Genomic DNA, 22056 nt, shown 5'->3' on the forward strand with positions numbered 1-22056 from the left:
TTTTCTTGTTTTAGCTGTGTTTGAACGGGTCGTCCGGCACCAGGTATTCGGCCACTGCAAGCAGGTTGTCAAACACCATTGTGCCGGGGGGCAATTCGTCTTTTTTGGCTTTGGCGGTTTGCTCGCCCTTGCCGGTTTTGACCAAAAAGGGCTTGCAACCCTGACTGGCACCAGCCTGTAAGTCGCGCAGTGAATCGCCCACGCAGGGTACGTCCTGAAGGTCAAAACCCATTCGGCTTTTGATTTCAAGAAACAGGCCTGGCTTTGGCTTGCGGCAGTTGCACTTGTCTTCAGGGCCGTGGGGGCAAAAGAACACCGCGTCAATGTGCGCACCCGACGAATTGGCCAGGTTGTGCATTTTTTTGTGCATGGCCGACAAGGTTTCAAGATCGAACATGCCACGCGCAATACCCGACTGGTTGGTGGCCACAACCACCCTGTAGCCACCCCGGTTCAGGCGTGCAATCGCCTGCAGGCTGCCCGCAATCGGCTTCCATTCGCCCACCGTCTTCACGTATTCGTCCGAGTCTTCGTTGATGACTCCGTCGCGGTCGAGAATGATCAGCTTCATGCGTCGGGCTCCGGGTCAGGCCTTGGCCAGTTGTGAAATGTCAGCCACTTTGTTCATCAGACCATGCATCCATGACAGCAATGCGATCCGGTTGTTTTTCAGGCTTTCGTCCTTGTCCATCACCATCACGTCATTGAAAAAGGCGTCCACTTCAGGGCGCAGAGGGGCCAGCAGCGCCAGTGCCTCTTGGAAGTTGCCGTTTGCAAATGCCTGCAGTGCGCTGGGTTCAATGGCTTTCACCTTGTCTGCCAGCGCCTTTTCAGCGGGTTCGCGCAGCAGGTCCGCAGAAAATGCGGCCGATGTACCCTCTGCCTTTTTCAGGATGTTGGTAATGCGTTTGTTGGCTGCGGCCAGCGCGTCGGCTTGCTCAAGGGCTGAGAAGGCGCGCACTGCTTCAAGTCGGGCCACCAGGTCGGTGAATTGCTCGGGCTGCTGGGCCAGAACGGATTCAACCTCGGCGGCGCTGTAACCTTGGTCGCGCAGATAACCGCGCAGGCGGTCCAGCATGAACTGGTACACGCCCTCACTGCTGTCGCTGAAGTCGGCGTAGCCGCTGAACAGGCCACAAGCGGTTTTCAGGGCGGCCTTGATATTCAACGGCAGCTTGCGCTCAATGACCATGCGGATTACGCCCAAGGCGTGACGGCGCAAGGCAAACGGGTCTTTGTCGCCAGTGGGAATCAGGCCAATGCCATAGATGCCTACCATGGTTTCAACTTTGTCGGCCAGCGCTACGGCAAGGCCCACGGCGTTGCGGGGCAGTGTGTCGCCCGCAAAACGGGGGCTGTAGTGGTCGGCAATCGCTTGGGCCACGTCGGGCTTTTCACCGTCGTGCCGGGCATAGTGTTCGCCCATATTGCCTTGCAATTCCGGGAATTCACCCACCATGTCGGTCAGCAAGTCGGCCTTGCACAGCAGGGCGGCGCGCTGCGCCAATGCGGGTTCCGCGCCAGTGAAGGGGGCCAGCCACTGGGCCAACGCAACCAGTCGTTCGTTGCGGTCTTTCTGGCTACCCAGTTTGTTGTGGTAAACCACCTGCGCCAAGCCTTCAATGCGGCTTTCAAGACTGCGCTTTCGGTCTTGGTCAAAAAAGAATTTGGCATCGGCCAGTCGCGCACGCAGCACGCGTTCATTGCCATGAATGATCGAATGCGGGGTTTCAGTTTCCAGATTCGACACCAGCAAAAAGCGGTTGCGCATTTGACCGTTTTGGTCGGTAATGGCAAAGTATTTCTGGTTGGCCTGCATGGTCAGAATCAGGCATTCCTGTGGCACTTCCAGAAAAGCCTCTTCGAAGTGACCTTCGTAGACCACGGGCCATTCAACCAGTGCACACACTTCGTCAATCAACGCGTCGGGTTGCACCGCCCGCTCGGGCTTGGCGGCCAGCTCAATGCACTGGGCAATGGCCTCGCGGCGTTCGCCAAACGAAGCAATGACCTTGCCCTCGTTTTTCAGTTGCTCGGCGTAGCCGTCGGCGTTTTTCAGATTGATCACGCCGCTGCTCAAAAAGCGGTGGCCCAGGGTCAGTCGGTCGGCCTTCAGGCCCAGAATTTCAACGGGTAGCACCTGTTCGCCATGCAACGCCACGAGGCGGTGGGCAGGGCGCACAAATTTGACTGTACTGCCATCGGGGCGCTGGTAGCTCATCACTTTCGGAATCGGCAGTTTGGTGGTGGCTTGCTCAAGCGCAACCGCCAGCGATTCTGCCAATGCCTTGCCGATCACCTTGCGGCGAATGTGCAAAACGTCTTGCTTGCCGTCGCTGATGGATTCAAGCGCACTGGCCGCCACCCCTTCCAGCCCCAGGCTGGACAGCTTTTTCAGCAGGGGTGGGGTGGGTTGCCCGTTGCCGTCAAGACCGATTTTGGCGGGCAGCAGGCGCTCCAGCGCGTCTTCATCAGGCGACTTCGCCAATACGTCTGTAATTTGACAACCCAGCCTGCGCGGGCTGGCAAAGGTTTTAATTTGGCTGTTGGCAGTGAGGTGCCCGGCCTGCTTCAATGCGTTGGCCAGCAGTTCAGAAAACGCCTCGCCCAGGCTCAACAGCGCCTTTGGCGGCAGTTCTTCGGTAAACAGTTCGACAAGTAGAGTAGGGTTCATGGCGGTGGGTCAGGCGGCGTTGGTTTGTGGGGTGTTGCACATGGGGAAGCCCAGCTTCTCGCGAGAGTCGTAATAGGCTTGCGCCACCAGGCGCGACAAAGTGCGAATGCGCCCAATGTAGGCCGCACGTTCCGTGACAGAAATGGCCCCGCGAGCATCCAGCAGGTTAAAGGTGTGCGCCGCTTTCAAAATCATCTCATAGGCGGGCAGGGCCAGGCCCGCTTCAATCAGGCGCTTGGCCTCGCTTTCGTATTCGCCAAAGTGCCCAAACAGCATTTGCACATTGCTGAACTCAAAGTTGTAGGTGGACTGCTCCACCTCGTTTTGATGAAACACGTCGCCATAGGTCAGTGTCCGCTTCACGCCTTTTTCTTCACGCTCGGTCCACACCAGGTCGTACACGTTTTCCTTGTTTTGAAGGTACATGGTCAGGCGTTCAATGCCGTAGGTGATCTCGCCCAGCGTGGGGGCGCAATCAATGCCGCCGACCTGCTGAAAGTAAGTGAACTGAGTGACTTCCATGCCGTTCAGCCACACTTCCCAGCCCAAGCCCCAGGCACCCAGCGTGGGGTTTTCCCAGTTGTCTTCCACAAAGCGAACATCGTTCTGTTTGGTGTCGATGCCCAGCGCTTCCAAGCTGCCCAGGTACAGCTCGATGATGTTCTCGGGCGACGGCTTCAACACCACTTGAAACTGATAGTAGTGCTGCATGCGGTTGGGGTTCTCACCGTAGCGGCCGTCCTTCGGGCGGCGCGAGGGCTGTACGTAAGCCGCATTCCAGGGTTCAGGGCCCAGCGCTCGCAAAAAAGTGGCCGTGTGGCTGGTGCCAGCCCCCACTTCCATGTCGAAGGGTTGCAGCAGGGCGCAGCCTTGTTTGTCCCAATAGGCTTGCAAGGTCAGAATGGCTTGTTGAAAAGTCAACATGGTGTGTCCTGAATTGTGTAAGGCGAATCTGATTCAACCCGCCATTGTAACTTTAAGTCGGCTTGCTTTGGGAAAGGTGCAGGCGGATGGGCGACAGGGAAGGGGTCTGGTCAGAGACCGGTGGGTGTGTTTAAGATTAATTGGACAAGACAGTAGCGGTGTTTGGCAGATTGCGTTTCATCAAGGAACATCAATTGCGGCATGACAAAAATTGGTGAATTGATGACTGCTGTCTCTTCTGGGTAACTCTATACCTATCAAGGTTCACTCATATTTCACCCCTCTGGGCTTTGCTTTGAATCAATTGCCTGAAACTGATTTCATCTGTTTTCCAATTGATTTCCTAGGATGAAAAGATGACCCTCGCACTCAGCGCACCAAGACAAAATTCAGAGATGGGCTTTTCCAGAGATATTGAGTCACAGCGGTTGAATCCCGTAGCCACAAGACGATACAACCCTTATGTGACGGCTGCAAAAATTGGTGGTCTTGGCATTTGTGCCGGTGCAGGGCTCGTGGCCACTTCCTTGCTGGCTTCGCTTGATCCCACTCAAACACACCACATGGGTCGCTCATTGCAAGATACAGGTTGCACAGACAAGCAGCTTGAAAATATTCAAAAGGCCAAGCAAGCACTTCTGTATTCTGGCATTGCAGCCGCTTCGGGCCTTGGCGCCGCATTTGTCGGCGGTTGTTCCACTGCTGCCTGCCCTGAATCAGGCGCAAGCGGGCCTTTTTTGTGTCTTGCACAGTTAGGGGGGGTGGCCCTTAGTTTGGGTTCAACAGCGGTACTTGTTTCAGGCATCATTTACGGGGTAATGAAATCGAATTGCTAAAGTTTTGAAGGTGTACTGAACACAAAAAAGCCCACATTTCAGCGGGCTTTTTCACGCACCTGCCTCAAACTCCAATACACAGGTATTTCATTTCCAGAAACTCTTCAATTCCCCACACGGAGCCCTCGCGGCCCAGGCCGGACTGCTTGACGCCGCCAAACGGGCCCACTTCGTTGGAGAACACGCCAACGTTGATGCCGACCATGCCGTATTCCAGCGCGCGGCCCACGCGGAAGGTGCGGGCTGAGTCTTTGGTGTAAAAGTAAGCCGCCAGCCCGAACGGAGTGTTGTTGGCGTGGAAGACGGCTTCGTCTTCATGCTCGAAAGGAAACAGCGCAGCCACGGGGCCAAAGGTTTCTTCCTGTGAAATCAGCATGTCGTGGTTGGCATGGGTCAGCACGGTGGGCTCGAAAAAGCGGCCGCCCAAGCTGTGGGGTTTGCCGCCAGCCACCAGTTTGGCGCCTTTGGCCACAGCGTCGTTCACGTGGCGGGTTACTTTTTCCAGAGCCTGGCCGTCAATCAGCGGGCCAATCACGCTGCCATCGGCAAGGCCGTCGCCCACGGGCAGCAGCTTCACCTTCTCGGCCAGTTTTTCTGCAAATTTGGCCATGATGCTTTGTTGAACGTACACGCGGTTGCTGCACACACAGGTTTGGCCAGCGTTGCGGTACTTGGACGCAATCAGACCATCCACGGCTTGGTCAATGTCTGCGTCTTCAAACACGATGAATGGGGCGTGACCACCCAGTTCAAGCGACAGCTTTTTGATGGTTGGGGCGCACTGGGCCATCAGAATGCGACCCACCTCAGTAGAACCAGTAAAGGTCAGTTTGCGCACGGTTTCGCTTTCGCACAGCACCTTGCCCACTTCAATGGATCGGGCTGAGTCTGCGGTAATCACGTTGAACACCCCATCTGGAATGCCGGCCTGTTTGGCCAGCACGGCCAGTGCCAGGGCAGACAGCGGAGTTTGTTCTGCAGGCTTGACGACCACGGTACAGCCGGCCGCCAAGGCGGGGGCCACTTTGCGGGTAATCATGGCAATCGGGAAGTTCCAGGGGGTAATGGCGGCGCACACGCCCACGGGTTGCTTCAGCACCAGCAATTCACGGCCGGGCTGGGGCGACTCCAGCACGCTGCCTTCAATCCGCTTGGCCTGTTCGGCAAACCATTCCACGAACGATGCGCCATAGGCCACCTCACCTTTGGCTTCAGCCAAAGGTTTGCCTTGTTCAAGCGTCATCAGGCGTGCCAGGTCGTCGGCGTTGGCCAAAATCAGGTCATTCCATTTGCGCAAAATGCCTGCGCGTGCTTTCGCGGTTTGGGCGCGCCAGCTAATCAGGGCTTTGTGGGCCACTTCAATGGCTTCTTGTGCCAGTGACACAGGGGCATTGCCCACCTTGGCCAGGGTTTCACCTGTAGATGGGTTGTCCACGTCAAAGGTGTCGGCAATGGCGACAAACTGACCGTTGACGAAGGGTTGCAGTTGAAAAAGGGCCGGGTTTGCAAGATTCGGTGTGTTGCTGCTCATGACTACGCTTTGCTTTCCAGTTGTAACAGGGCTGTCAGTTGCGACAGGCAGGCCAGGGCAAACGTTTCGGTGCGCAATATTCGTCTTGAAAATTGCAGGGCCACCGCTCCGTGTTCAACAGCCCATTGGGTTTCTTCACCGCTCCAGCCGCCTTCGGGACCAACACAAATTACCAGAGTTTGCAAGGGTTGCGTAACTGGTAATTGACCTGATACGCCTGTGCACCACTGGGTCAGCGTGGTGCTGGCTTCGGGCGTGAACCACAGCAACTGCGCGCCAGGGGCCTGTTTGGCGATGGATTCAAAGGCTGCTTCAAGCGACATGGCGGAATGCAGTTGGGGCAGGTGTTGACGTTCTGATTGCAAGCTGGCGGCTTGCACTATCCGTTCCCAGTGGGCGGCTTTTTTCTCTTGGCGTTCGGCGTTCAGCCGCACCACACTTCGTTGGGCCTGTATGGGCCAAAACGCGCTTGCACCCAATTCAGTGGTCTTTTCAAGCACCCAGTCCATTTTGTCGCCTTCGGGCAGGGCCTGGGCGATCCACACCGGGCGCATCAATTCCGTGTCTTGCAGGGGAAGGGGGCCTTCGGTGATTCGAATTTCTGCCAATTTTTTGGACAGGTAGTGCAGCGTGCCCATGAACTCTTGCCCACGGCCGTTCCACACTCGCAATTCCGAATTGTCTCTAAGGCGCAACACTCGCGAGGCGTAGTGCATCAAGTCCTCAGACAGATCAAGGGCTTGGCCTTTGCTGTTGCATTCGCTCATGAAGAAGCGGCTTGTCTTTTTTGTGCTGCCAGTTGTCATGTTTACCGATGTTTATTCAGCCAAAGGCCACTTTCGAAGGATAGCTTTGATAAAATTCAGGTTTTCCCAACTTTGCTTTTGGCAAACCTGTCGCCCAACACCTATGTCATCCTCTTCCAAGAACATGGCGAATGCCATTCGCGCACTGGCCATGGACGCTGTTCAAGCCGCCAAATCCGGTCACCCAGGCATGCCAATGGGCATGGCCGAAATTGCAGTTGCCCTGTGGGCACGCCATTTGAAGCACAACCCGCAAAACCCGCACTGGGCTGATCGCGACCGTTTTGTGTTGTCAAACGGCCACGGTTCCATGCTGATTTACGCGCTGCTTCACCTGACCGGTTACGACTTGCCCATTGAAGAGCTGCAAAATTTCCGTCAGTTGCATTCTAAAACACCAGGGCACCCTGAAGTGGACATCACCCCCGGAGTGGAAACCACAACTGGCCCGTTGGGGCAGGGTATTGCCAACGCCGTGGGCATGGCACTGGCTGAAAAGCTGCTGGCCGCAGAATTCAACGAACCCGGCTTCCCCGTGGTTGATCACAACACTTACGTGTTTTTGGGCGACGGCTGCTTGATGGAGGGCATTTCTCACGAAGCCTGTTCACTGGCCGGCACACTGGGCTTGTCCAAGCTGATCGTCATGTACGACGACAACGGCATCTCAATTGACGGCAAGGTTGAGCACTGGTTTGGCGACGACACGCCCAAGCGCTTTGAAGCCTACGGCTGGAATGTCATTCCCAACGTGAATGGTCACGATGTGGACGCCGTGGATGCAGCCATTGCCCAGGCCCGCCAGAATGCGACACTGGACAAAGGCCCCACGTTGATTTGCTGCAAAACCAACATCGGCGAAGGCTCGCCCAACATGGCCGGCACCGACAAAGTGCACGGTGCGCCACTGGGCGACAAGGAAATTGCCGCCACGCGCGAGGCAATCGGCTGGAACCACCCACCGTTCCACATTCCTCCCGAGGTGTACAACGCCTGGGACGCACAGGTGGAAGGCGCAGCGCGTCAATCCGCTTGGGACAAACTGTTTGCCACTTATGAAGCCAAGTTTCCTGCCAAGGCTGCTGAATTCAAGCGCCGCATGGCGGGTAACCTGCCGGCCGGCATTGAAGCCAAGTTGACAGGCTTGCTGCAGGCAGTGGCCGACAAGGCCGAAACCATTGCAACCCGCAAGGCCAGCCAGAATGCCATTACCCTGTTGGCGGCTGAATTGCCTGAATTGCTGGGCGGCTCTGCTGACCTGACTGGCTCAAACCTCACCAACTGGCCATCTTGCGTGGCGGTGCGCCGAAACGCCGACGGTTTTGTGGCGGGCAACCACGTTAACTGGGGCGTGCGTGAATTTGGGATGAGTGCCGCGCTGAACGGCGTGGCCCTTCACGGTGGTTACATTCCGTTTGGTGCCACTTTCCTGACTTTCTCGGATTACAGTCGCAATGCCATCCGCATGGCTGCGCTCATGAAGAAGCGCAATATTTTTGTGTTCACCCACGACTCGATCGGTCTGGGTGAAGACGGCCCAACCCACCAGCCCGTGGAACATGCGGCCACACTGCGCCTCATTCCAAATCTGGATGTGTGGCGTCCCGCTGACGCGGTCGAATCCATGGCCGCCTGGAATGCAGCGGTGTTGCGTGCCAATGGTCCGAGCGCCCTGTTGTTCAGCCGCCAAAACCTGCCGCACGTGCCCCGCACTGCTGCCCAGCTTGAAAACACGTTAAAGGGCGGTTATGTGTTGTCTGACGCCGCCGATGCCAAGGTCACGCTGGTGGCCACGGGTTCTGAACTGGAATTGGTGCTGAAAGCACAAGAAGCTTTGCAAGCCAAAGGCGTGGTTGCCCGCGTGGTGTCCATGCCGTCTACCACGGTGTTTGACCGTCAAGACGCAGCCTACCGCGCGCAAGTGTTGGGCACAAAGCCGATGGTGTGTGTCGAGGCCGGCGTCACCGACGGCTGGTACAAGTACATCGCCGCTGCAGGTGCGAAAGGCAGCGTGGTCGGCATGCACAGCTTCGGTGAGTCTGCTCCGGCTGGCGAACTGTTCAAATATTTCGGCATTACCGCCGACAAGGTGGCCGAGGCCGCTCTGTCGCTGATTTAACAGACTGATTTCATTTCTACTGAGGAGTTTTTGACATGACCATTCGCGTTGCCATCAACGGTTACGGCCGAATCGGCCGCAACGTTCTGCGTGCCCACTACGAAGGCGGTAAAAAGCACGACATCGAAATCGTAGCGATCAACGACCTGGGCGACCCCAAAACCAACGCCCACCTGACCCAGTACGACACCGCGCATGGCCGTTTCCCTGGCACCGTGTCGGTTGACGGCGACTACATGGTGGTCAACGGCGACAAAATCAAAGTGCTGGCGAACCGCAACCCGGCTGAGCTGCCATGGGGCGAGTTGGGCGTTGATGTGGTCATGGAGTGCACAGGCTTTTTCACCTCCAAAGAGAAAGCCTCTGCCCACCTGAAGGGCGGCGCAAAGAAGGTCATTATTTCCGCCCCCGGCGGCAAAGACGTGGACGCCACCGTGGTTTACGGTGTTAACCACAACGTGTTGAAGAGCACCGACACCGTAATCTCCAATGCGTCTTGCACCACCAACTGTTTGGCCCCTTTGGTCAAGCCACTGAACGACGCCATCGGCATTGAAACCGGCCTGATGACCACCGTTCACGCCTACACCAATGACCAGGTGTTGACCGACGTGTACCACGAAGACCTGCGTCGCGCTCGTTCAGCCACCATGAGCATGATCCCCACCAAAACCGGTGCGGCTGCTGCTGTGGGCCTGGTGTTACCAGAACTGAACGGCAAGCTGGACGGCTACGCCATCCGCGTACCAACCATCAACGTGTCCATGGTTGACCTGTCATTCATCGCCAGGCGTGAAACCACGGTGGATGAAATCAACAGCATCCTGAAGGCCGCTTCCGAAGGTCCGCTGAAAGGTGTGCTCGATTTCAACGAGGCACCCTTGGTGTCCATCGACTTCAACCACAACCCAGCGTCTTCCTCATACGACGCCACGCTGACCAAGGTCAGCGGCAAGCTGGTCAAGGTTTCCAGCTGGTACGACAACGAGTGGGGTTTCTCAAACCGCATGCTCGACACCACTGTGGCGCTGATGAACGCCAAGTGATTGAAATACCCCCCCTCAAAGGGGGTAACCCCTTCATTTCAATGGAAAAGTAAGGCCCCTTAGCGGGCCTTTTTCATTGGTTTGAAAGCAGGCCTGGTTCGCTACATTGGAAGCATCCCAAGAAGTGAGCCACAGCATGTTCCAAGCATTCAATGCCAAGCAGAATTCGTTCAAGTCAGTTAACCTGATTTTACTTTTCAAGCACGCCTGTATGGCGCTCTGTCTGTGGGGGTTGGCCGTGGGGGCCGCCCAGGCCGACAGTGGTCAGTTCATCATCAAGCTGAAAAATGCGGTCGAGCTGAGTTCAATGCCCACTGTGCGCAGATTGGATCACGATGGCCAGGAATTGGCGGATCTTATGCAGCGCAACGGCGTTGACGCCACGTGGTTGAGGCCTGGTGCGATCGGCATTCAAGTCATGAAGTGGGGGCCTTCCGTTCGTGAAAGCGACAAGCAGGCTTTGCTCAACCGCTTGCGCAGCGACCCCGATGTTGAGTATGTACAAGAGGATCGCCCTGTTCGCGCCTTTGCCACGCCCACCGATTCGCAGTTTTCAAACCAGTGGGACTTGCGTTCGTTGGCGAACACCGCCGGTGCAAAATTTGACCAGGCTTGGGACATGATTCGAGGTTCGGCTGCCGTTGTAGTGGCTGTGATTGACACTGGGGTGGTGTTCTCGACACCAGACCTCTCCGGGCGGTTGCTCAGCGGTTACGACTTTATTTCAGACTCTGCCACAGCCAATGACGGAGACGGGCGCGACGCAGACCCTTCTGACCCTGGTAACTGGGTGAGTCAGGCTGATACACAAACCACGCAGTTCAGTGGTTGCTCAGTCAGCAATTCAAGCTGGCATGGCACGTTTGTGGCGGGTGAAATTGCAGCAGACACCAACAACCAGTCTGACATTGCCGGTGCAGACTGGAACGTCAAAATTCTTCCAATTCGGGCGCTGGGCAAGTGCGGTGGCTCGCTTTCAGACGTGCTGGATGGCATGCTGTGGGCCGCTGGCATTTCCGTACCCGGAGTGCCCAACAACACGAACCCTGCCGCAGTCATCAATTTGAGTTTGGGCAGTGCGTCAAGCTGCAGTACTTATGAACAATCTGTCGTTGATCGAGTCACCTCTGCCGGTACTTTGGTGGTGGCTGCCGCGGGCAACGGAGGCGGTGCGGTTGAGTCGCCCGCAAACTGCAATGGTGTCATGGCCGTGGGGGCCTTGGACAAAGACGGAAGCCGGGCCTACTACAGTGCTGTGGGCAATGGCGTCACCCTGATGGCGCCGGGTGGGTATTACGACGGCATTGTGGGCCTTGGAAACAGTGGTACAACTACACCTTCATCGCCCACACTGGTTACAAAAACAGGCACCTCATTTTCTGCGCCTTTGGTGGCTGCCACAGGTGCCTTGTTGAAGTCGGTCAATCCAGCTTTAAGCCCGGCTCAAATTCGCAATTACATTACTCAGAATACATCGCCGTTTTTGGCCCCTGCTTCTCAAACCTGCACGGCCAACAGCGGCTATGCAACGTGTAACTGCACGACAGCGGTCTGCGGTGCGGGCATGTTGAATGCATTTGCCGCCGTCAAAGCGGCGCGCGGCAACTTGCCCCTTGCCAATGCGGTGTCCAGCAACAATGGTTTGGTGACCAGTGGCTATCAGCCTGCGTCTGCGTCAAGCAACGTGATCCTGAATGGTTCATCCAGTACAGCAGGTACAGGCAATACCATTGCTTCGTATGCCTGGCAGCAGGTGTCTGGTGAAACATTGATGACCGGCACCAACACCAATGCCAACGTGACTTTGCCGCCGCCCCAAAACACCACAGACCTCGTTTTCAAGCTGACGGTGACCGATTCAGTGGGGCAGTCGCACACCAGCTACACTGCGCTTCGGGTGGTGGCCAGTGGCGGATCAAGTTCATCGCCAACCGTGGGCACCACGGGTGGATCGAGTACCCCGACGGCCACTTCAAGTACCTCTTCGTCTGGTTCGTCTGGCGGAGGTGGTGGCGGTGGTGCACTGTCTTTCTATGGGCTGGCCGGTTTGGCCCTGTTGCTGGCAGCTCTTCGAAAGGCCAACAGCAAAGCTGCGTAAGCGAACCCCAGCACAATGCCACCCCGGTGCGCCTGGGTGGCAATTGCTCCACCGATGTGGGCATCCACATGTGGGCCTTGGGCCCATTCGACGGTAAGCTTCGCCGCAAGGCCAACCGACAACAGCGTCAGCGGCAGGCTGGTATTTTGGGGTCTGTTTGGCTGGCACCAGGCCAGCGCCAAACACACCGCAAATTGAAAATGCAGCGCGCCGCTCAGGCCGCAGTACCACTGAATGGGCTCAACGAATTCCAGGTAGAACGCCACCGCAAACAGCGAGGCGAGCTGAGTCAAAAGCCATTGCCAGGGGTGCAGTACCCGTTCGAATCCCCAGTTCAAAAGTGCCATGCCTGCCAGGTTCAGCGCAAGGTGCGTCCAGCTGAGATGCACAAACTGCGCAAGCAGTAAGTAAATGAAAAATGAGTCAAATAAATCAGTGTGTTGCCTGTAAAACAGCGGAAAATAAAGCTGCGTAGCAAAAGCAGCCACTGCAATTGCAATCGAGGGCAAATAAAGCCGGAAATCGGGTTTGTCGGGGGTATAATTACGCACTGTTTTTATTTATCTCTGGGCGAGTACCACTCATGCTTCGTTTCTTGCGGCTAACCGATCAAAAAGTCAGTGGTCAGCGCGTGCTGATCCGCGTCGATTTTAACGTGCCATTCGACTCACAGGGTCGAATTACTGAAGATACCCGCATTCGCGCGTCCTTGCCCGGAATTCAATACTGCATCAACAACAATGCAGCGCTGATGCTGACCTCCCACCTTGGCCGCCCGGTTGAGGGTCAATACGATGAAACGCTGAGCCTGGCCACTGTGGCACAGCGCCTGTCTGAATTGCTGAACAAGCCCGTGCGCTTGGTTAAAAACTGGGTGGAAGAGGGTGTGTCTGTTCAACCCGGCGAAGTGGTCATTCTTGAAAACTGCCGCTTCAACAAAGGCGAAAAGAAAAACGACCCTGTGCTTAGCCAGAAAATTGCGGCCCTGTGCGACATTTACGTCAATGACGCTTTTGGCACAGCCCACCGCGCTGAAGCCACCACACACGGCGCAGCTCAGTACGCAAAAATTGCCTGTGCCGGCCCCTTGCTGGCCGCCGAACTGGATGCATTGGGCGCAGCATTGTCTCAGCCGCGTCGCCCCATGGTGGCCATTGTGGCGGGCTCGAAAGTGTCTACCAAGCTAACCATTCTTGAAAGTCTGGCCGAAAAGGTCGACCAATTGATCGTAGGCGGCGGTATCGCCAATACTTTTATGGCTGCGCAAGGTTTGCCCATTGGCAAGTCACTGTCAGAGCCCGACCTGGTTGATCAGGCCAAGGCCATTATTTCAAAAATGCAGGCGCGCGGCGCCGCGGTGCCCATTCCAACCGACGTGGTGGTGGGTGCTGAGTTCTCTTCTGCGGCACAAGCCACCTGCAAGCCCGTAGCACAGGTTTCCGATGCCGACATGATTTTCGACATTGGCCCAGAAACTGCCGAAACACTGACTGGTATTCTTGAAAAGGCTGGAACCATCGTCTGGAACGGCCCGGTCGGCGTGTTTGAATTTGATCAGTTTGGCAAAGGCACTGAACGAATCGCCAAGGCCATTGCCAAGTCCGACGCCTTTTCAATTGCCGGTGGCGGCGACACCCTGGCTGCCATTGCAAAATATGGCATTGCAGACCAGGTCAGCTACATTTCCACCGGCGGTGGCGCCTTCCTTGAGTTTTTGGAAGGCAAAACACTGCCCGCAGTCGACATTCTTCAGCAGCGCGCTGCCTGAACCACCCCAACTTTTGCAGGAACACTGAATTCATGCTGATGACTCGCCAAACCAAGATCGTTGCCACCCTCGGCCCAGCGTCCACCGACCCGGTGGTGCTGGAGAAGATGATCTCGGCCGGGCTGAATGTGGTTCGTGTCAATTTCTCGCACGGTTCTGCCGATGAGCACATCGGGCGTGTGCGAATGGTTCGCGAAATTGCTGCGCGCTTGCACAAGGACATCGCGGTCATGGCTGACCTTCAGGGTCCCAAAATTCGCGTGGGCCTGTTTGAAAATGGATTTGTCCAGCTGGATGTGGGCTCCAGTTTCATTCTGGATGCGCAGTGCAAAATGGGCAACCAGGATCGCGTTGGGCTTGACTATCCCGAATTGGTCAATGACGTGAAGGCCGGTGACACCTTGCTGCTGGACGACGGCAAAATCGTATTCAAGGTCAAAAAGGTGGCAGGCAGTGAAATTCACGTTGAAACGCTGGTGGGTGGACCACTGAAAAACCGCAAGGGCATCAACAAGCAGGGTGGTGGTTTGTCCGCGCCAGCGCTCACTGCCAAAGACATGGAAGACATTCGCACCGCTGTGGCTTTTGAGGCCGATTACATTGCGGTGTCCTTCCCCAAAAGCGGTGCTGACATGTACATGGCTCGCGAGCTCACTCGCGCAGCCGGTGGCCACGCTTTGATGATTGCCAAAATCGAACGCTGTGAAGCACTTGAAAACATTCAGGAATTGATCAAAAGCTGCGATGGCCTGATGGTCGCCCGTGGTGACCTGGCTGTTGAAATTGGCGACGCCGCGGTGCCTGCTGAGCAAAAGCGCCTGATTCGCGCGGCGCGTGAACACAACAAGCTGACCATCACCGCCACGCAAATGATGGAGAGCATGATCGAAAGCCCTGTGCCTACGCGTGCAGAGGTGTCAGATGTGGCCAACGCAGTGCTTGACGGCACCGACGCGGTGATGTTGTCTGCTGAAACAGCCGCAGGCAAGTTTCCAGTGGAAACCATCATGGCGATGTCGCGCACTTGCATTGAGGCCGAAAAATCCGCCAAGTCCACACTGGATGCTGATTTCCTGAACCGCAAATTCACCCGTGTTGACCAGTCCATCGCAATGGCAGCACTGTTTACGGCTCATCATCTGGATGTGAAGGCCATTGCGGCTTTGACCCAGTCCGGCTCAACCGCTTTGTGGATGTCTCGCCTGAATTGTGGCGTGCCCATTTTTGCATTGACGCCCGAAGAAAAGACCCGCAGGCGCTTGTCGCTCTACCGTGACGTGCGCACGGTGATGATGCAATATGAAACCGAAGACCGTGAGATTTTGCTGGCAAAAGCGGAGAAAGCGTTGCTGGATGCCAAAGTGGTCGAGATGGGCGATCTCATCGTCATCACCATTGGCGAGCCGATTGGCAAGTCAGGCGGCACCAACACCATGAAGATTGTTCGCATTGGCGAGCACATTGGCCAGACACAATAAGACAGATTCATTTATTTTTTATTCGGAGACTTTCCCATGCCACTCGTATCCATGCGCCAATTACTGGATCATGCCGCTGAAAACGCATACGGCATTCCAGCGTTCAACGTCAACAACCTGGAACAGGTTCAGGCTGTGATGGCCGCGGCCGATGCAGTGGGTGCTCCAGTTATTCTTCAAGCCAGTGCAGGTGCGCGCAAATACGCAGGCGAGCCATTCATCAAGCACCTTATCCAGGCCGCCGTTGAGGCCTATCCGCACATCCCCCTGGTGATGCACCAGGACCATGGCACCAGCCCGAAAGTGTGCGAAGGCGCAATTGGTTTGGGCTTCGGTTCCGTCATGATGGACGGCTCATTGATGGAAGACGGCAAAACCCCCGCCAGCTTTGAATACAACATGAATGTCACCAAAACCGTGGTGGATATGGCGCACAAAGTCGGCGTCACGGTTGAAGGTGAACTGGGTTGCTTGGGCAATTTGGAGACCGGCGAAGCCGGCGAAGAGGACGGCATTGGCGCCGAGGGCAAGCTGGACCACAGCCAGATGCTGACTGACCCCGAAGAAGCCGCTGTGTTCGTTAAGGCGACCCAACTGGACGCGCTGGCCATTGCCATCGGCACCAGCCACGGCGCTTACAAATTCAGCCGCAAGCCCACAGGTGACATTTTGGCAATTTCCCGCGTGAAAGAAATTCACGCCCGCATCCCGAATACACACCTCGTGATGCATGGCTCTTCGTCTGTCCCTGCCGATCTGCTGGCCATCATCAACCAGTTTGGCGGCAAGATGAAAGAAACCTACGGCGTGCCTGTGGAGGAAATTCAGGAAGCGATCAAGTACGGTGTTCGCAAGATCAACATCGACACCGACATCCGCCTGGCCATGACCGGTGCAGTGCGCAAGTTCCAGTTTGAAAACCCCGGCAAATTCGACATGCGCGAGTGGATGAAGCCCGCACGTGAAGCCGCCAAGGCCATTTGCAAGCAGCGTTACCTTGAATTTGGTTGCGAAGGACAAGCCGGTAAAATCAAGGCGATCAATCTGGTCGACATGGCCGCCAAGTACGCCAAGGGCGAACTGGCCCAGATCGTTCAGTAAAGCAAACCGTTCTGATATGCCATCACGCGGGGTACAACCCGCGTGTTTTACTTTTAAAAGCCTGTGAATGAGGCCCCTTGAATGAGTACAGTGTTTGAAACCAAATTGACGTCACTTCCTTTGTTGCACAAAGGCAAAGTGCGGGAAAACTTCGCCGTGGGTGACGACAAAATGTTGATCGTCGCCAGCGACAGGTTGTCTGCATTTGACGTCATTCTTGACCAGCCCATTCCTGAAAAAGGCATGGTACTGACCCAGATGGCCCAATTCTGGTTCGACATTCTGACCGACGTGGTGCCCAACCACCTTACAGGCATTGATCCTGCCACCTTGGTCAGCCCTGAAGAAGCCAAACAGATTCGTGGCCGGTCAATGGTGGTCAAACGCCTCAAGCCCCTGCCCATTGAGGCGGTGGTGCGCGGCTACCTCATTGGATCTGGCTGGAAAGACTACTGTGCCACTGGCGCCGTGTGTGGCATCAAGCTGCCCGCAGGCATGCAGATGGCGGCCAAGCTGGAAACTCCCATTTTCACGCCTGCCACCAAAGCGGCCGTCGGTGAGCACGATGAAAACATCGACTTTGACACCATGGCAGCCACCATTGGCAAAGAACTCGCTGAACAAGTCCGTGATGTGTCCATTCAGCTTTACACCAAGGCCAGCGACTACGCGGCGCGCCAGGGCATCATCATTGCAGACACCAAGTTTGAATTCGGACTGGATGAGAATGGCACATTGACCCTGATGGATGAAGTGCTTACCGCCGATTCATCCCGCTTTTGGCCAGCAGACCAGTACCAGGTGGGTATTTCCCCACCTTCCTATGACAAACAGTTCGTTCGCGATTACCTTGAAAGTGTGCCAGGCTGGAACAAAAAAGCCCCCGCGCCTTCATTGCCGGCTGAAATCATTGAGAAGACCGCCAGCAAGTACCGTCAGGCCTACGAGGTGCTGACAGGTCGTGTGTGGATGGGCTGAAAATAACAATTGGGGACACAGGCAATGACAGACGTGAACAACATGCACACATGCGACAAGCCACTGGTTGGCGTGGTAATGGGCTCTTCCTCAGACTGGGAAGTGATGAAAAACGCCGTGCAGGTGCTGCGCGATTTCAATGTGCCCTACGAGGCTCAAGTGGTGTCGGCACATCGCATGCCCGATGAAATGTTTGCTTATGCCACTGTGGCCAAAGACCGGGGAATACAGGTGATCATTGCTGGTGCAGGCGGTGCCGCGCACCTGCCAGGCATGCTGGCTGCCAAAACAACACTGCCTGTGATGGGCGTGCCGGTTCCTTCAAAATACCTGCGTGGCGAAGATTCACTGTTGTCCATCGTCCAAATGCCCAAAGGCATCCCTGTTCACACCTTCGCCATTGGTGAAGCGGGTGCTGCAAATGCCGCTTTGGCCGCTGTTTCCGTGTTGGCCTTGAGTGACAAAGCATTGTCTCAGAAGCTGGAAGCCTTTCGTGTGGCGCAGTCCCAGGTGGCGCGCGACATGGAACTGCCCCCTCTCCGTTAAAGGTCCACATTCCTATGAGCAATTCACACAACGCACAGGCCGCCAAACCCAATCAATGGTTGGGCCTGTTGGGTGGCGGGCAATTGGGGCGCATGTTCTGCATGGCCGCTCAAAGCCTCGGTTTCAGGGTGTTGGTGCTTGACCCAGCCGCCAATGGGCCTGCCGGCTCTGTGGCTGACGATCAGGTTTTGGCCGATTACATGGACGATGAAGGCCTGGCCCAGTTGGCCGCTCGATGTGTGGGTGTGACCACCGAATTTGAAAACGTGCCAGCCTTGGCACTGGACACCCTTTCAAAGTCTATTCCTGTCAGTCCATCGGCCTTTTCGGTGGGCATTGCCCAAAACCGAATTGACGAGAAGGCCTACATTCAAAAGTGTGGTGTTCCCGTTGCACCCCACGCCGCCATTCGCCAGACCGCCGACATTTCTATCGCGCTTGAACCCTTGTTGCCCGGTATCCTCAAAACGGCGCGTCTGGGTTACGACGGCAAGGGGCAGGTGCGGGTTAAATCGCTGGATGAAGTTCAAAAGGCCTTCGTTGAACTGGGGCAGGTTGAGTGCGTACTTGAGCAGCGCTTGCCCTTGCTCAAAGAGGTGTCGGTGATCGTAGCGCGCGACAGCATGGGCGAGTGTGCCACATTCCCCGTTGCTGAAAATCACCATCGAAAAGGCATTTTGGCCACCACCGTGGTGCCGGCACGCATTGACGAATCCATGGGCGCGCAGGCAAGGGCCAATGCCATTGCCATTGCAGGGGCCCTGGATTACGTCGGCGTGCTGTGTGTTGAGTTTTTTGTGGTCGATGGCATGGGCCTGGTGGTCAATGAGATCGCCCCGCGCCCTCACAACAGCGGTCATTATTCAATTGACGCCTGCGTTACAAGTCAATTCGAGCAACAGGCCCGCATTCTGGCCAAGCTGCCCTTGGGAAGCACACGGCAGCACAGCCCGGCTGTGATGGTGAATCTGTTGGGTGATCTTTGGTTTACGCCGGAAGGCGAAGAACGCGAACCCAACTGGCCCGCTGTGTTGGCTTTGCCTGAGGTGAAACTGCACCTGTACGGCAAGGAGCAGGCCCGCGTGGGCCGAAAGATGGGACACATCACCATTGTGGCCGCCGAACTGGAGCGCGCCCTGGAGGTCGCTCAAATGGTGCGCGATATTTTGGGCATCGGTCAGGATGACGATTAAGGTACTGGAACCCACCGAACTGAACATTTTGCAGTGTGCACAAGCGCTGCAAAGCGGTTCACTGGTGGCATTTCCCACCGAGACTGTATTTGGGTTGGGTGCTGCAGTCACTCAGCCCTCGGCTGTGGAGGGTATATTTCGGGCCAAAGGCCGCCCCAGCAACCATCCTTTGATTGCTCATGCGCACACTGGTTTCGATTGGGCAGATGGATGGATTGACCTCTCATCTGCTCGTCTCAAGGCCCAGTTTTTGGCGTTGACTCAGCATTTTTGGCCTGGCCCCCTGACCTTGATTGTACCCAAGGGCGACAAAATGCCTCTGAACGTGACCGGCGGGCAACGGTCTGTGGGCGTTCGGTGCCCTCAGCACCCTGTTGCACAAGCCCTGCTGAAGGCCACTGGTGTGCCCGTTGCGGCACCGTCTGCCAACCGCTTTGGAAAGGTCAGCCCCACACGGGCTGCCCACGTGGTCAGTGAGCTGGGTGTGTCTGTTCCCTACGTGTTGGAAGGTGACATTCCTGAAGTCGGCATTGAGTCGACCATTGTTTCGTTGTTGAATGAAACCCCCCGCCTATTGCGGCCTGGGCGAATTACCGCTCAGCAAATCGAGGCCGTGCTTGGGCAAGCTGTTGCGGTTGGACCTGCCGCAGGCGAAAACGCCGTGCGTTTTTCGGGCGGGCTGGAAAAGCACTACAGCCCAGACGCCAAGGTGTGCATCCTGAGTGCCGAGCAGTTGATGGCAGAGCCTTTGCCGTCCAGCACGCTGTTTGTCGGGTGGTCGGATTCCTTTATCGAGCAAGCCAATCACAAGGGCGCCCAGTTGCGAAATTCAAGTGTAGTCAGTAACAGTGGTCTTCCCGCTGAAATTGAACAGAACTTGTACATTTGGCTGCGGCAAGCAGACGAGCAGCAGTGGGGTTGTGTGGTATTCGAGCAGCCCCCGGCACTGCCTGAATGGGCGGGCGTGGCAGATCGCCTGCGCCGTGCGGCCTGGTAAACCGTTATTTTCAGGACAAGCCCATGTCAATGGACGACAAAACCCTACCCAATATCGATCAGTCACTTTTTCAATCGCCTGATTTGTCAGCTTTGGGTGCAGCTGGGCAGCCAGCGCATTCGCCCCGGTTTTTGGTGTTGTATGGGTCGCTGCGCGAGAGGTCGTACAGCAAGTTACTGGCACTGGAAGCGGCCAGGCTTTTGATGGCCTTGGGTGGCGAGGTCAAGTTGTTTGATCCCAGGGGTTTGCCGCTGCCTGATTCTGAGCCTGAAAGCCATCCCAAAGTGCAGGAGTTGCGTGAACTGGCGCAATGGGCCGAGGGCATGGTTTGGGTGTCACCCGAAAGGCACGGCGCAATGACCGGCATCATGAAAGCCCAAATTGACTGGATTCCACTTGTTGTGGGTGCCGTCAGACCCACGCAAGGAAAAACGCTGGCCGTGATGGAAGTCAGTGGCGGTTCGCAATCCTTCAATGCGGTCAATCAGATGCGTGTGTTGGGCCGCTGGATGCGCATGATCACCATCCCGAATCAGTCTTCAGTGCCCAAGGCATTTCTTGAGTTTGATGAAGCTGGGCGCATGAAGCCTTCAAGCTATTACGACCGGGTGGTGGACGTGGTCGAAGAACTGATGAAGTTTACTTTGCTGACGCGCGGCTGTTCAGCTTATCTGGTTGACCGGTACAGTGAAAGAAAGGAAAGCGCCGAAGCGCTTTCAAAGCGCGTGAATCAACGTGCCATCTGACTGCTTGGCGTGGCGGCTGCCGCGCTGCCATGACCTCGATCAAAGTCGAATACATGCACCCCAGCCTGCCCTTTTTGACGGTTTTTCCAGTGGCTTTGCGCCAGAGTAAAGTGCACGTCATTGACTCCGGCTTCCCAGTGTTCATTCACCGAGAGTCTTGAAAACTCGTAGTCTTTGGAGTGTTGTTCGTAGTCTTTCTGCCTGTAAATCAGATGGGCAATGGTGACCGAGTTGTGTTGGCTCCATTGCGTCAAAAGGGCTTTATCGTCTGCACTGAGGGCGTCGGCTGGCAGCTTTTCCAGCAGTTCGTTGACAATGACCCGAACTTTCTGATTTTGTCGAAACAGGTCAGTGTTCAAACGGGTTCGGCTTGAATACCGAATGTCGTCTTTTCGACGCATCACTTCCAGCAGGTCTTTGGGCATCTCGCCCTTGGCGCTGAACAGATCCACCTGAAAAATGCAAAGGTCCTCCGGCAGACGTTGATCAATGACGTATTGCAGGGGGGTGTTGGACACCAAGCCGCCGTCCCAATACCATTGACCGTCAATTTCAATGGGTGGAAAGCCTTCTGGCAGGGCACCGCTGGCCATGATGTGTTCGGGTTCAATGGTGATTTGTGTGTTGTCGAAGTACACAAAGTTGCCTGTTTCCACATTGACTGCGCCAACGCTGAAACGCACGGATGGATGGTTCAATCGTTCGAAGTCGACCAGCTCTTGCAAGGTGTGCTTCAAGGGGGAGGTGTCATACACCCCCAGTGCCTGCGAATGGCCTGCCAGCCACCCCTGCAGGGCATGCAGTGGGTTTTGTGGTTTGAAAAAGCCTGGAACACCGAAGCTGGCCACCCAATTGGCACTGAGGTTGTTTTGAAGTGTGCGGCCTGCGGCTGTATTGCTTAGCTTGGGAAGCAGCAGGTTGGAGGACACCAAGTTCCAGAACTTGCGGAGTTGCGGGGCACGCTCAGACGGCGCATTGCCCGCAATGATTGCCGAGTTGATGGCGCCAATTGAAATGCCAGCCACCCAGTCCGGCTCAATCCCCTCGTCGTGCAAGGCACAGTAGGCGCCCGCCTGATAAGCGCCCAACGCGCCGCCGCCCTGTAACACCAGTACCACCTTTTCTGCCATGAAACGGCTCCTTCAAATCGAGTGTGTACTCAGTGTGACTCAAACAAGGGGCGGGCGTTCAATCCAATTCAGCGGGTGTCTCCGT

The 22056-nt window shown here is 56.1% G+C and carries 19 protein-coding genes; 12 read left to right on the plus strand and 7 right to left on the minus strand.

Going from position 1 to position 22056, the window contains the following annotated elements; genetic code table 11:
- Positions 1–10: 10 nt before the first annotated feature.
- From gmhB to glyQ, 3 genes are read right to left on the minus strand one after another with little or no spacing between them, the layout of a single operon-like run.
- Positions 11–571, minus strand: coding sequence for a D-glycero-beta-D-manno-heptose 1,7-bisphosphate 7-phosphatase (gene gmhB / locus QQJ87_RS11535; RefSeq protein ID WP_284281900.1), 561 nt, complete (start codon positions 569–571; stop codon positions 11–13).
- Positions 572–586: 15 nt separating this feature from the next.
- Positions 587–2674, minus strand: a complete 2088-nt coding sequence (glyS, locus tag QQJ87_RS11540; protein ID WP_284281901.1) for a glycine--tRNA ligase subunit beta — start codon at positions 2672–2674, stop codon at positions 587–589.
- A 9-nt stretch (positions 2675–2683) separates the two neighbouring features.
- On the minus strand, positions 2684–3598 hold the full coding sequence (glyQ, locus tag QQJ87_RS11545) for a glycine--tRNA ligase subunit alpha (protein WP_284281902.1): 915 nt from the start codon (positions 3596–3598) through the stop codon (positions 2684–2686).
- Positions 3599–3954: 356 nt separating this feature from the next.
- Here glyQ and QQJ87_RS11550 point away from each other — a divergent pair, with 356 nt between their 5' ends.
- On the plus strand, positions 3955–4434 hold the full coding sequence (locus QQJ87_RS11550; RefSeq protein ID WP_284281903.1) for a hypothetical protein: 480 nt from the start codon (positions 3955–3957) through the stop codon (positions 4432–4434).
- 64 nt (positions 4435–4498) lie between these two features.
- Here the strand turns inward: QQJ87_RS11550 and QQJ87_RS11555 are convergent, their stop codons facing one another.
- Together QQJ87_RS11555 and QQJ87_RS11560 are read right to left on the minus strand one after the other, a co-directional pair.
- The gene (locus QQJ87_RS11555; protein ID WP_284281904.1) at positions 4499–5965 is read right to left on the minus strand and encodes an NAD-dependent succinate-semialdehyde dehydrogenase; all 1467 of its coding nucleotides are present in this window, start codon (positions 5963–5965) and stop codon (positions 4499–4501) included.
- 2 nt (positions 5966–5967) lie between these two features.
- Positions 5968–6732, minus strand: coding sequence for a 16S rRNA (uracil(1498)-N(3))-methyltransferase (locus QQJ87_RS11560; RefSeq protein WP_431310099.1), 765 nt, complete (start codon positions 6730–6732; stop codon positions 5968–5970).
- Positions 6733–6874: 142 nt separating this feature from the next.
- On the opposite strand from QQJ87_RS11560, the gene tkt reads away from it, so the two are divergent.
- The 3 genes from tkt to QQJ87_RS11575 all read left to right on the plus strand — a co-directional run bounded on the left by tkt (position 6875) and on the right by QQJ87_RS11575 (position 12034).
- Positions 6875–8890, plus strand: coding sequence for a transketolase (gene tkt, locus QQJ87_RS11565; RefSeq protein ID WP_284281907.1), 2016 nt, complete (start codon positions 6875–6877; stop codon positions 8888–8890).
- Positions 8891–8925: 35 nt separating this feature from the next.
- Entirely contained in the window at positions 8926–9936 is a 1011-nt protein-coding gene (gap, locus tag QQJ87_RS11570) for a type I glyceraldehyde-3-phosphate dehydrogenase (RefSeq protein ID WP_284281908.1), read from the plus strand.
- Between the two features lie 136 nt (positions 9937–10072).
- On the plus strand, positions 10073–12034 hold the full coding sequence (locus QQJ87_RS11575; RefSeq protein WP_284281910.1) for a S8 family peptidase: 1962 nt from the start codon (positions 10073–10075) through the stop codon (positions 12032–12034).
- Here the strand turns inward: QQJ87_RS11575 and QQJ87_RS11580 are convergent.
- On the minus strand, positions 11968–12585 hold the full coding sequence (locus QQJ87_RS11580) for a rhomboid family intramembrane serine protease (protein ID WP_284281911.1): 618 nt from the start codon (positions 12583–12585) through the stop codon (positions 11968–11970). The two genes, QQJ87_RS11575 and QQJ87_RS11580, sit on opposite strands and share 67 nt — an antisense overlap.
- Positions 12586–12617: 32 nt before the next feature.
- Here QQJ87_RS11580 and QQJ87_RS11585 point away from each other — a divergent pair, with 32 nt between their 5' ends.
- From QQJ87_RS11585 to arsH, 8 genes are all read left to right on the plus strand, one after another.
- Complete coding sequence (locus QQJ87_RS11585; protein ID WP_284281912.1) at positions 12618–13802, plus strand: phosphoglycerate kinase; 1185 nt, start codon at positions 12618–12620, stop codon at positions 13800–13802.
- Between the two features lie 38 nt (positions 13803–13840).
- Complete coding sequence (gene pyk / locus QQJ87_RS11590) at positions 13841–15280, plus strand: pyruvate kinase (RefSeq protein WP_284281993.1); 1440 nt, start codon at positions 13841–13843, stop codon at positions 15278–15280.
- A 36-nt stretch (positions 15281–15316) separates the two neighbouring features.
- Positions 15317–16381: a class II fructose-bisphosphate aldolase gene (gene fba, locus QQJ87_RS11595; RefSeq protein WP_284281913.1), complete on the plus strand. Its 1065-nt coding sequence runs from the start codon at positions 15317–15319 to the stop codon at positions 16379–16381.
- 81 nt (positions 16382–16462) lie between these two features.
- The gene (locus QQJ87_RS11600) at positions 16463–17359 is read left to right on the plus strand and encodes a phosphoribosylaminoimidazolesuccinocarboxamide synthase (RefSeq protein ID WP_284281914.1); all 897 of its coding nucleotides are present in this window, start codon (positions 16463–16465) and stop codon (positions 17357–17359) included.
- A gap of 24 nt (positions 17360–17383) precedes the next feature.
- Positions 17384–17905 (plus strand): 5-(carboxyamino)imidazole ribonucleotide mutase, encoded by a 522-nt coding sequence (gene purE / locus QQJ87_RS11605; RefSeq protein ID WP_284281916.1) that lies wholly within the window; start codon positions 17384–17386, stop codon positions 17903–17905.
- Between the two features lie 14 nt (positions 17906–17919).
- Entirely contained in the window at positions 17920–19098 is a 1179-nt protein-coding gene (locus QQJ87_RS11610; RefSeq protein WP_284281917.1) for a 5-(carboxyamino)imidazole ribonucleotide synthase, read from the plus strand.
- Positions 19088–20095, plus strand: a complete 1008-nt coding sequence (locus QQJ87_RS11615) for an L-threonylcarbamoyladenylate synthase (RefSeq protein ID WP_284281919.1) — start codon at positions 19088–19090, stop codon at positions 20093–20095. The genes QQJ87_RS11610 and QQJ87_RS11615 overlap by 11 nt, the downstream gene beginning before the upstream one ends.
- 23 nt (positions 20096–20118) lie before the next feature.
- On the plus strand, positions 20119–20841 hold the full coding sequence (arsH, locus tag QQJ87_RS11620) for an arsenical resistance protein ArsH (RefSeq protein WP_284281921.1): 723 nt from the start codon (positions 20119–20121) through the stop codon (positions 20839–20841).
- On the opposite strand, the gene QQJ87_RS11625 is transcribed toward arsH, so the two are convergent.
- A complete protein-coding gene (locus QQJ87_RS11625) occupies positions 20826–21971 on the minus strand; it encodes a DUF3734 domain-containing protein (protein ID WP_284281923.1) in 1146 nt (381 codons plus the stop codon). The genes arsH and QQJ87_RS11625 overlap by 16 nt on opposite strands.
- Positions 21972–22056: the final 85 nt, after the last annotated feature.

The organism is Limnobacter litoralis (genome assembly GCF_030160455.1).
GTDB lineage: Bacteria > Pseudomonadota > Gammaproteobacteria > Burkholderiales > Burkholderiaceae_B > Limnobacter > Limnobacter litoralis.

Excerpts from the sequence above, each read along its gene's own strand:
- arsH (WP_284281921.1), top strand. The coding sequence starts at position 20,119 with ATGTCAATGGACGACAAAACCCTACCCAATATCGATCAGTCACTTTTT.
- QQJ87_RS11575 (WP_284281910.1), top strand. The coding sequence starts at position 10,073 with ATGTTCCAAGCATTCAATGCCAAGCAGAATTCGTTCAAGTCAGTTAAC.
- glyS (WP_284281901.1), bottom strand. The coding sequence starts at position 2,674 with ATGAACCCTACTCTACTTGTCGAACTGTTTACCGAAGAACTGCCGCCA.
- QQJ87_RS11600 (WP_284281914.1), top strand. The coding sequence starts at position 16,463 with ATGAGTACAGTGTTTGAAACCAAATTGACGTCACTTCCTTTGTTGCAC.
- fba (WP_284281913.1), top strand. The coding sequence starts at position 15,317 with ATGCCACTCGTATCCATGCGCCAATTACTGGATCATGCCGCTGAAAAC.
- pyk (WP_284281993.1), top strand. The coding sequence starts at position 13,841 with ATGACTCGCCAAACCAAGATCGTTGCCACCCTCGGCCCAGCGTCCACC.
- purE (WP_284281916.1), top strand. The coding sequence starts at position 17,384 with ATGACAGACGTGAACAACATGCACACATGCGACAAGCCACTGGTTGGC.
- gmhB (WP_284281900.1), bottom strand. The coding sequence starts at position 571 with ATGAAGCTGATCATTCTCGACCGCGACGGAGTCATCAACGAAGACTCG.
- QQJ87_RS11625 (WP_284281923.1), bottom strand. The coding sequence starts at position 21,971 with ATGGCAGAAAAGGTGGTACTGGTGTTACAGGGCGGCGGCGCGTTGGGC.
- glyQ (WP_284281902.1), bottom strand. The coding sequence starts at position 3,598 with ATGTTGACTTTTCAACAAGCCATTCTGACCTTGCAAGCCTATTGGGAC.
- gap (WP_284281908.1), top strand. The coding sequence starts at position 8,926 with ATGACCATTCGCGTTGCCATCAACGGTTACGGCCGAATCGGCCGCAAC.
- QQJ87_RS11555 (WP_284281904.1), bottom strand. The coding sequence starts at position 5,965 with ATGAGCAGCAACACACCGAATCTTGCAAACCCGGCCCTTTTTCAACTG.
- QQJ87_RS11560 (WP_431310099.1), bottom strand. The coding sequence starts at position 6,732 with ATGAGCGAATGCAACAGCAAAGGCCAAGCCCTTGATCTGTCTGAGGAC.
- QQJ87_RS11610 (WP_284281917.1), top strand. The coding sequence starts at position 17,920 with ATGAGCAATTCACACAACGCACAGGCCGCCAAACCCAATCAATGGTTG.
- QQJ87_RS11615 (WP_284281919.1), top strand. The coding sequence starts at position 19,088 with ATGACGATTAAGGTACTGGAACCCACCGAACTGAACATTTTGCAGTGT.
- tkt (WP_284281907.1), top strand. The coding sequence starts at position 6,875 with ATGTCATCCTCTTCCAAGAACATGGCGAATGCCATTCGCGCACTGGCC.
- QQJ87_RS11585 (WP_284281912.1), top strand. The coding sequence starts at position 12,618 with ATGCTTCGTTTCTTGCGGCTAACCGATCAAAAAGTCAGTGGTCAGCGC.
- QQJ87_RS11550 (WP_284281903.1), top strand. The coding sequence starts at position 3,955 with ATGACCCTCGCACTCAGCGCACCAAGACAAAATTCAGAGATGGGCTTT.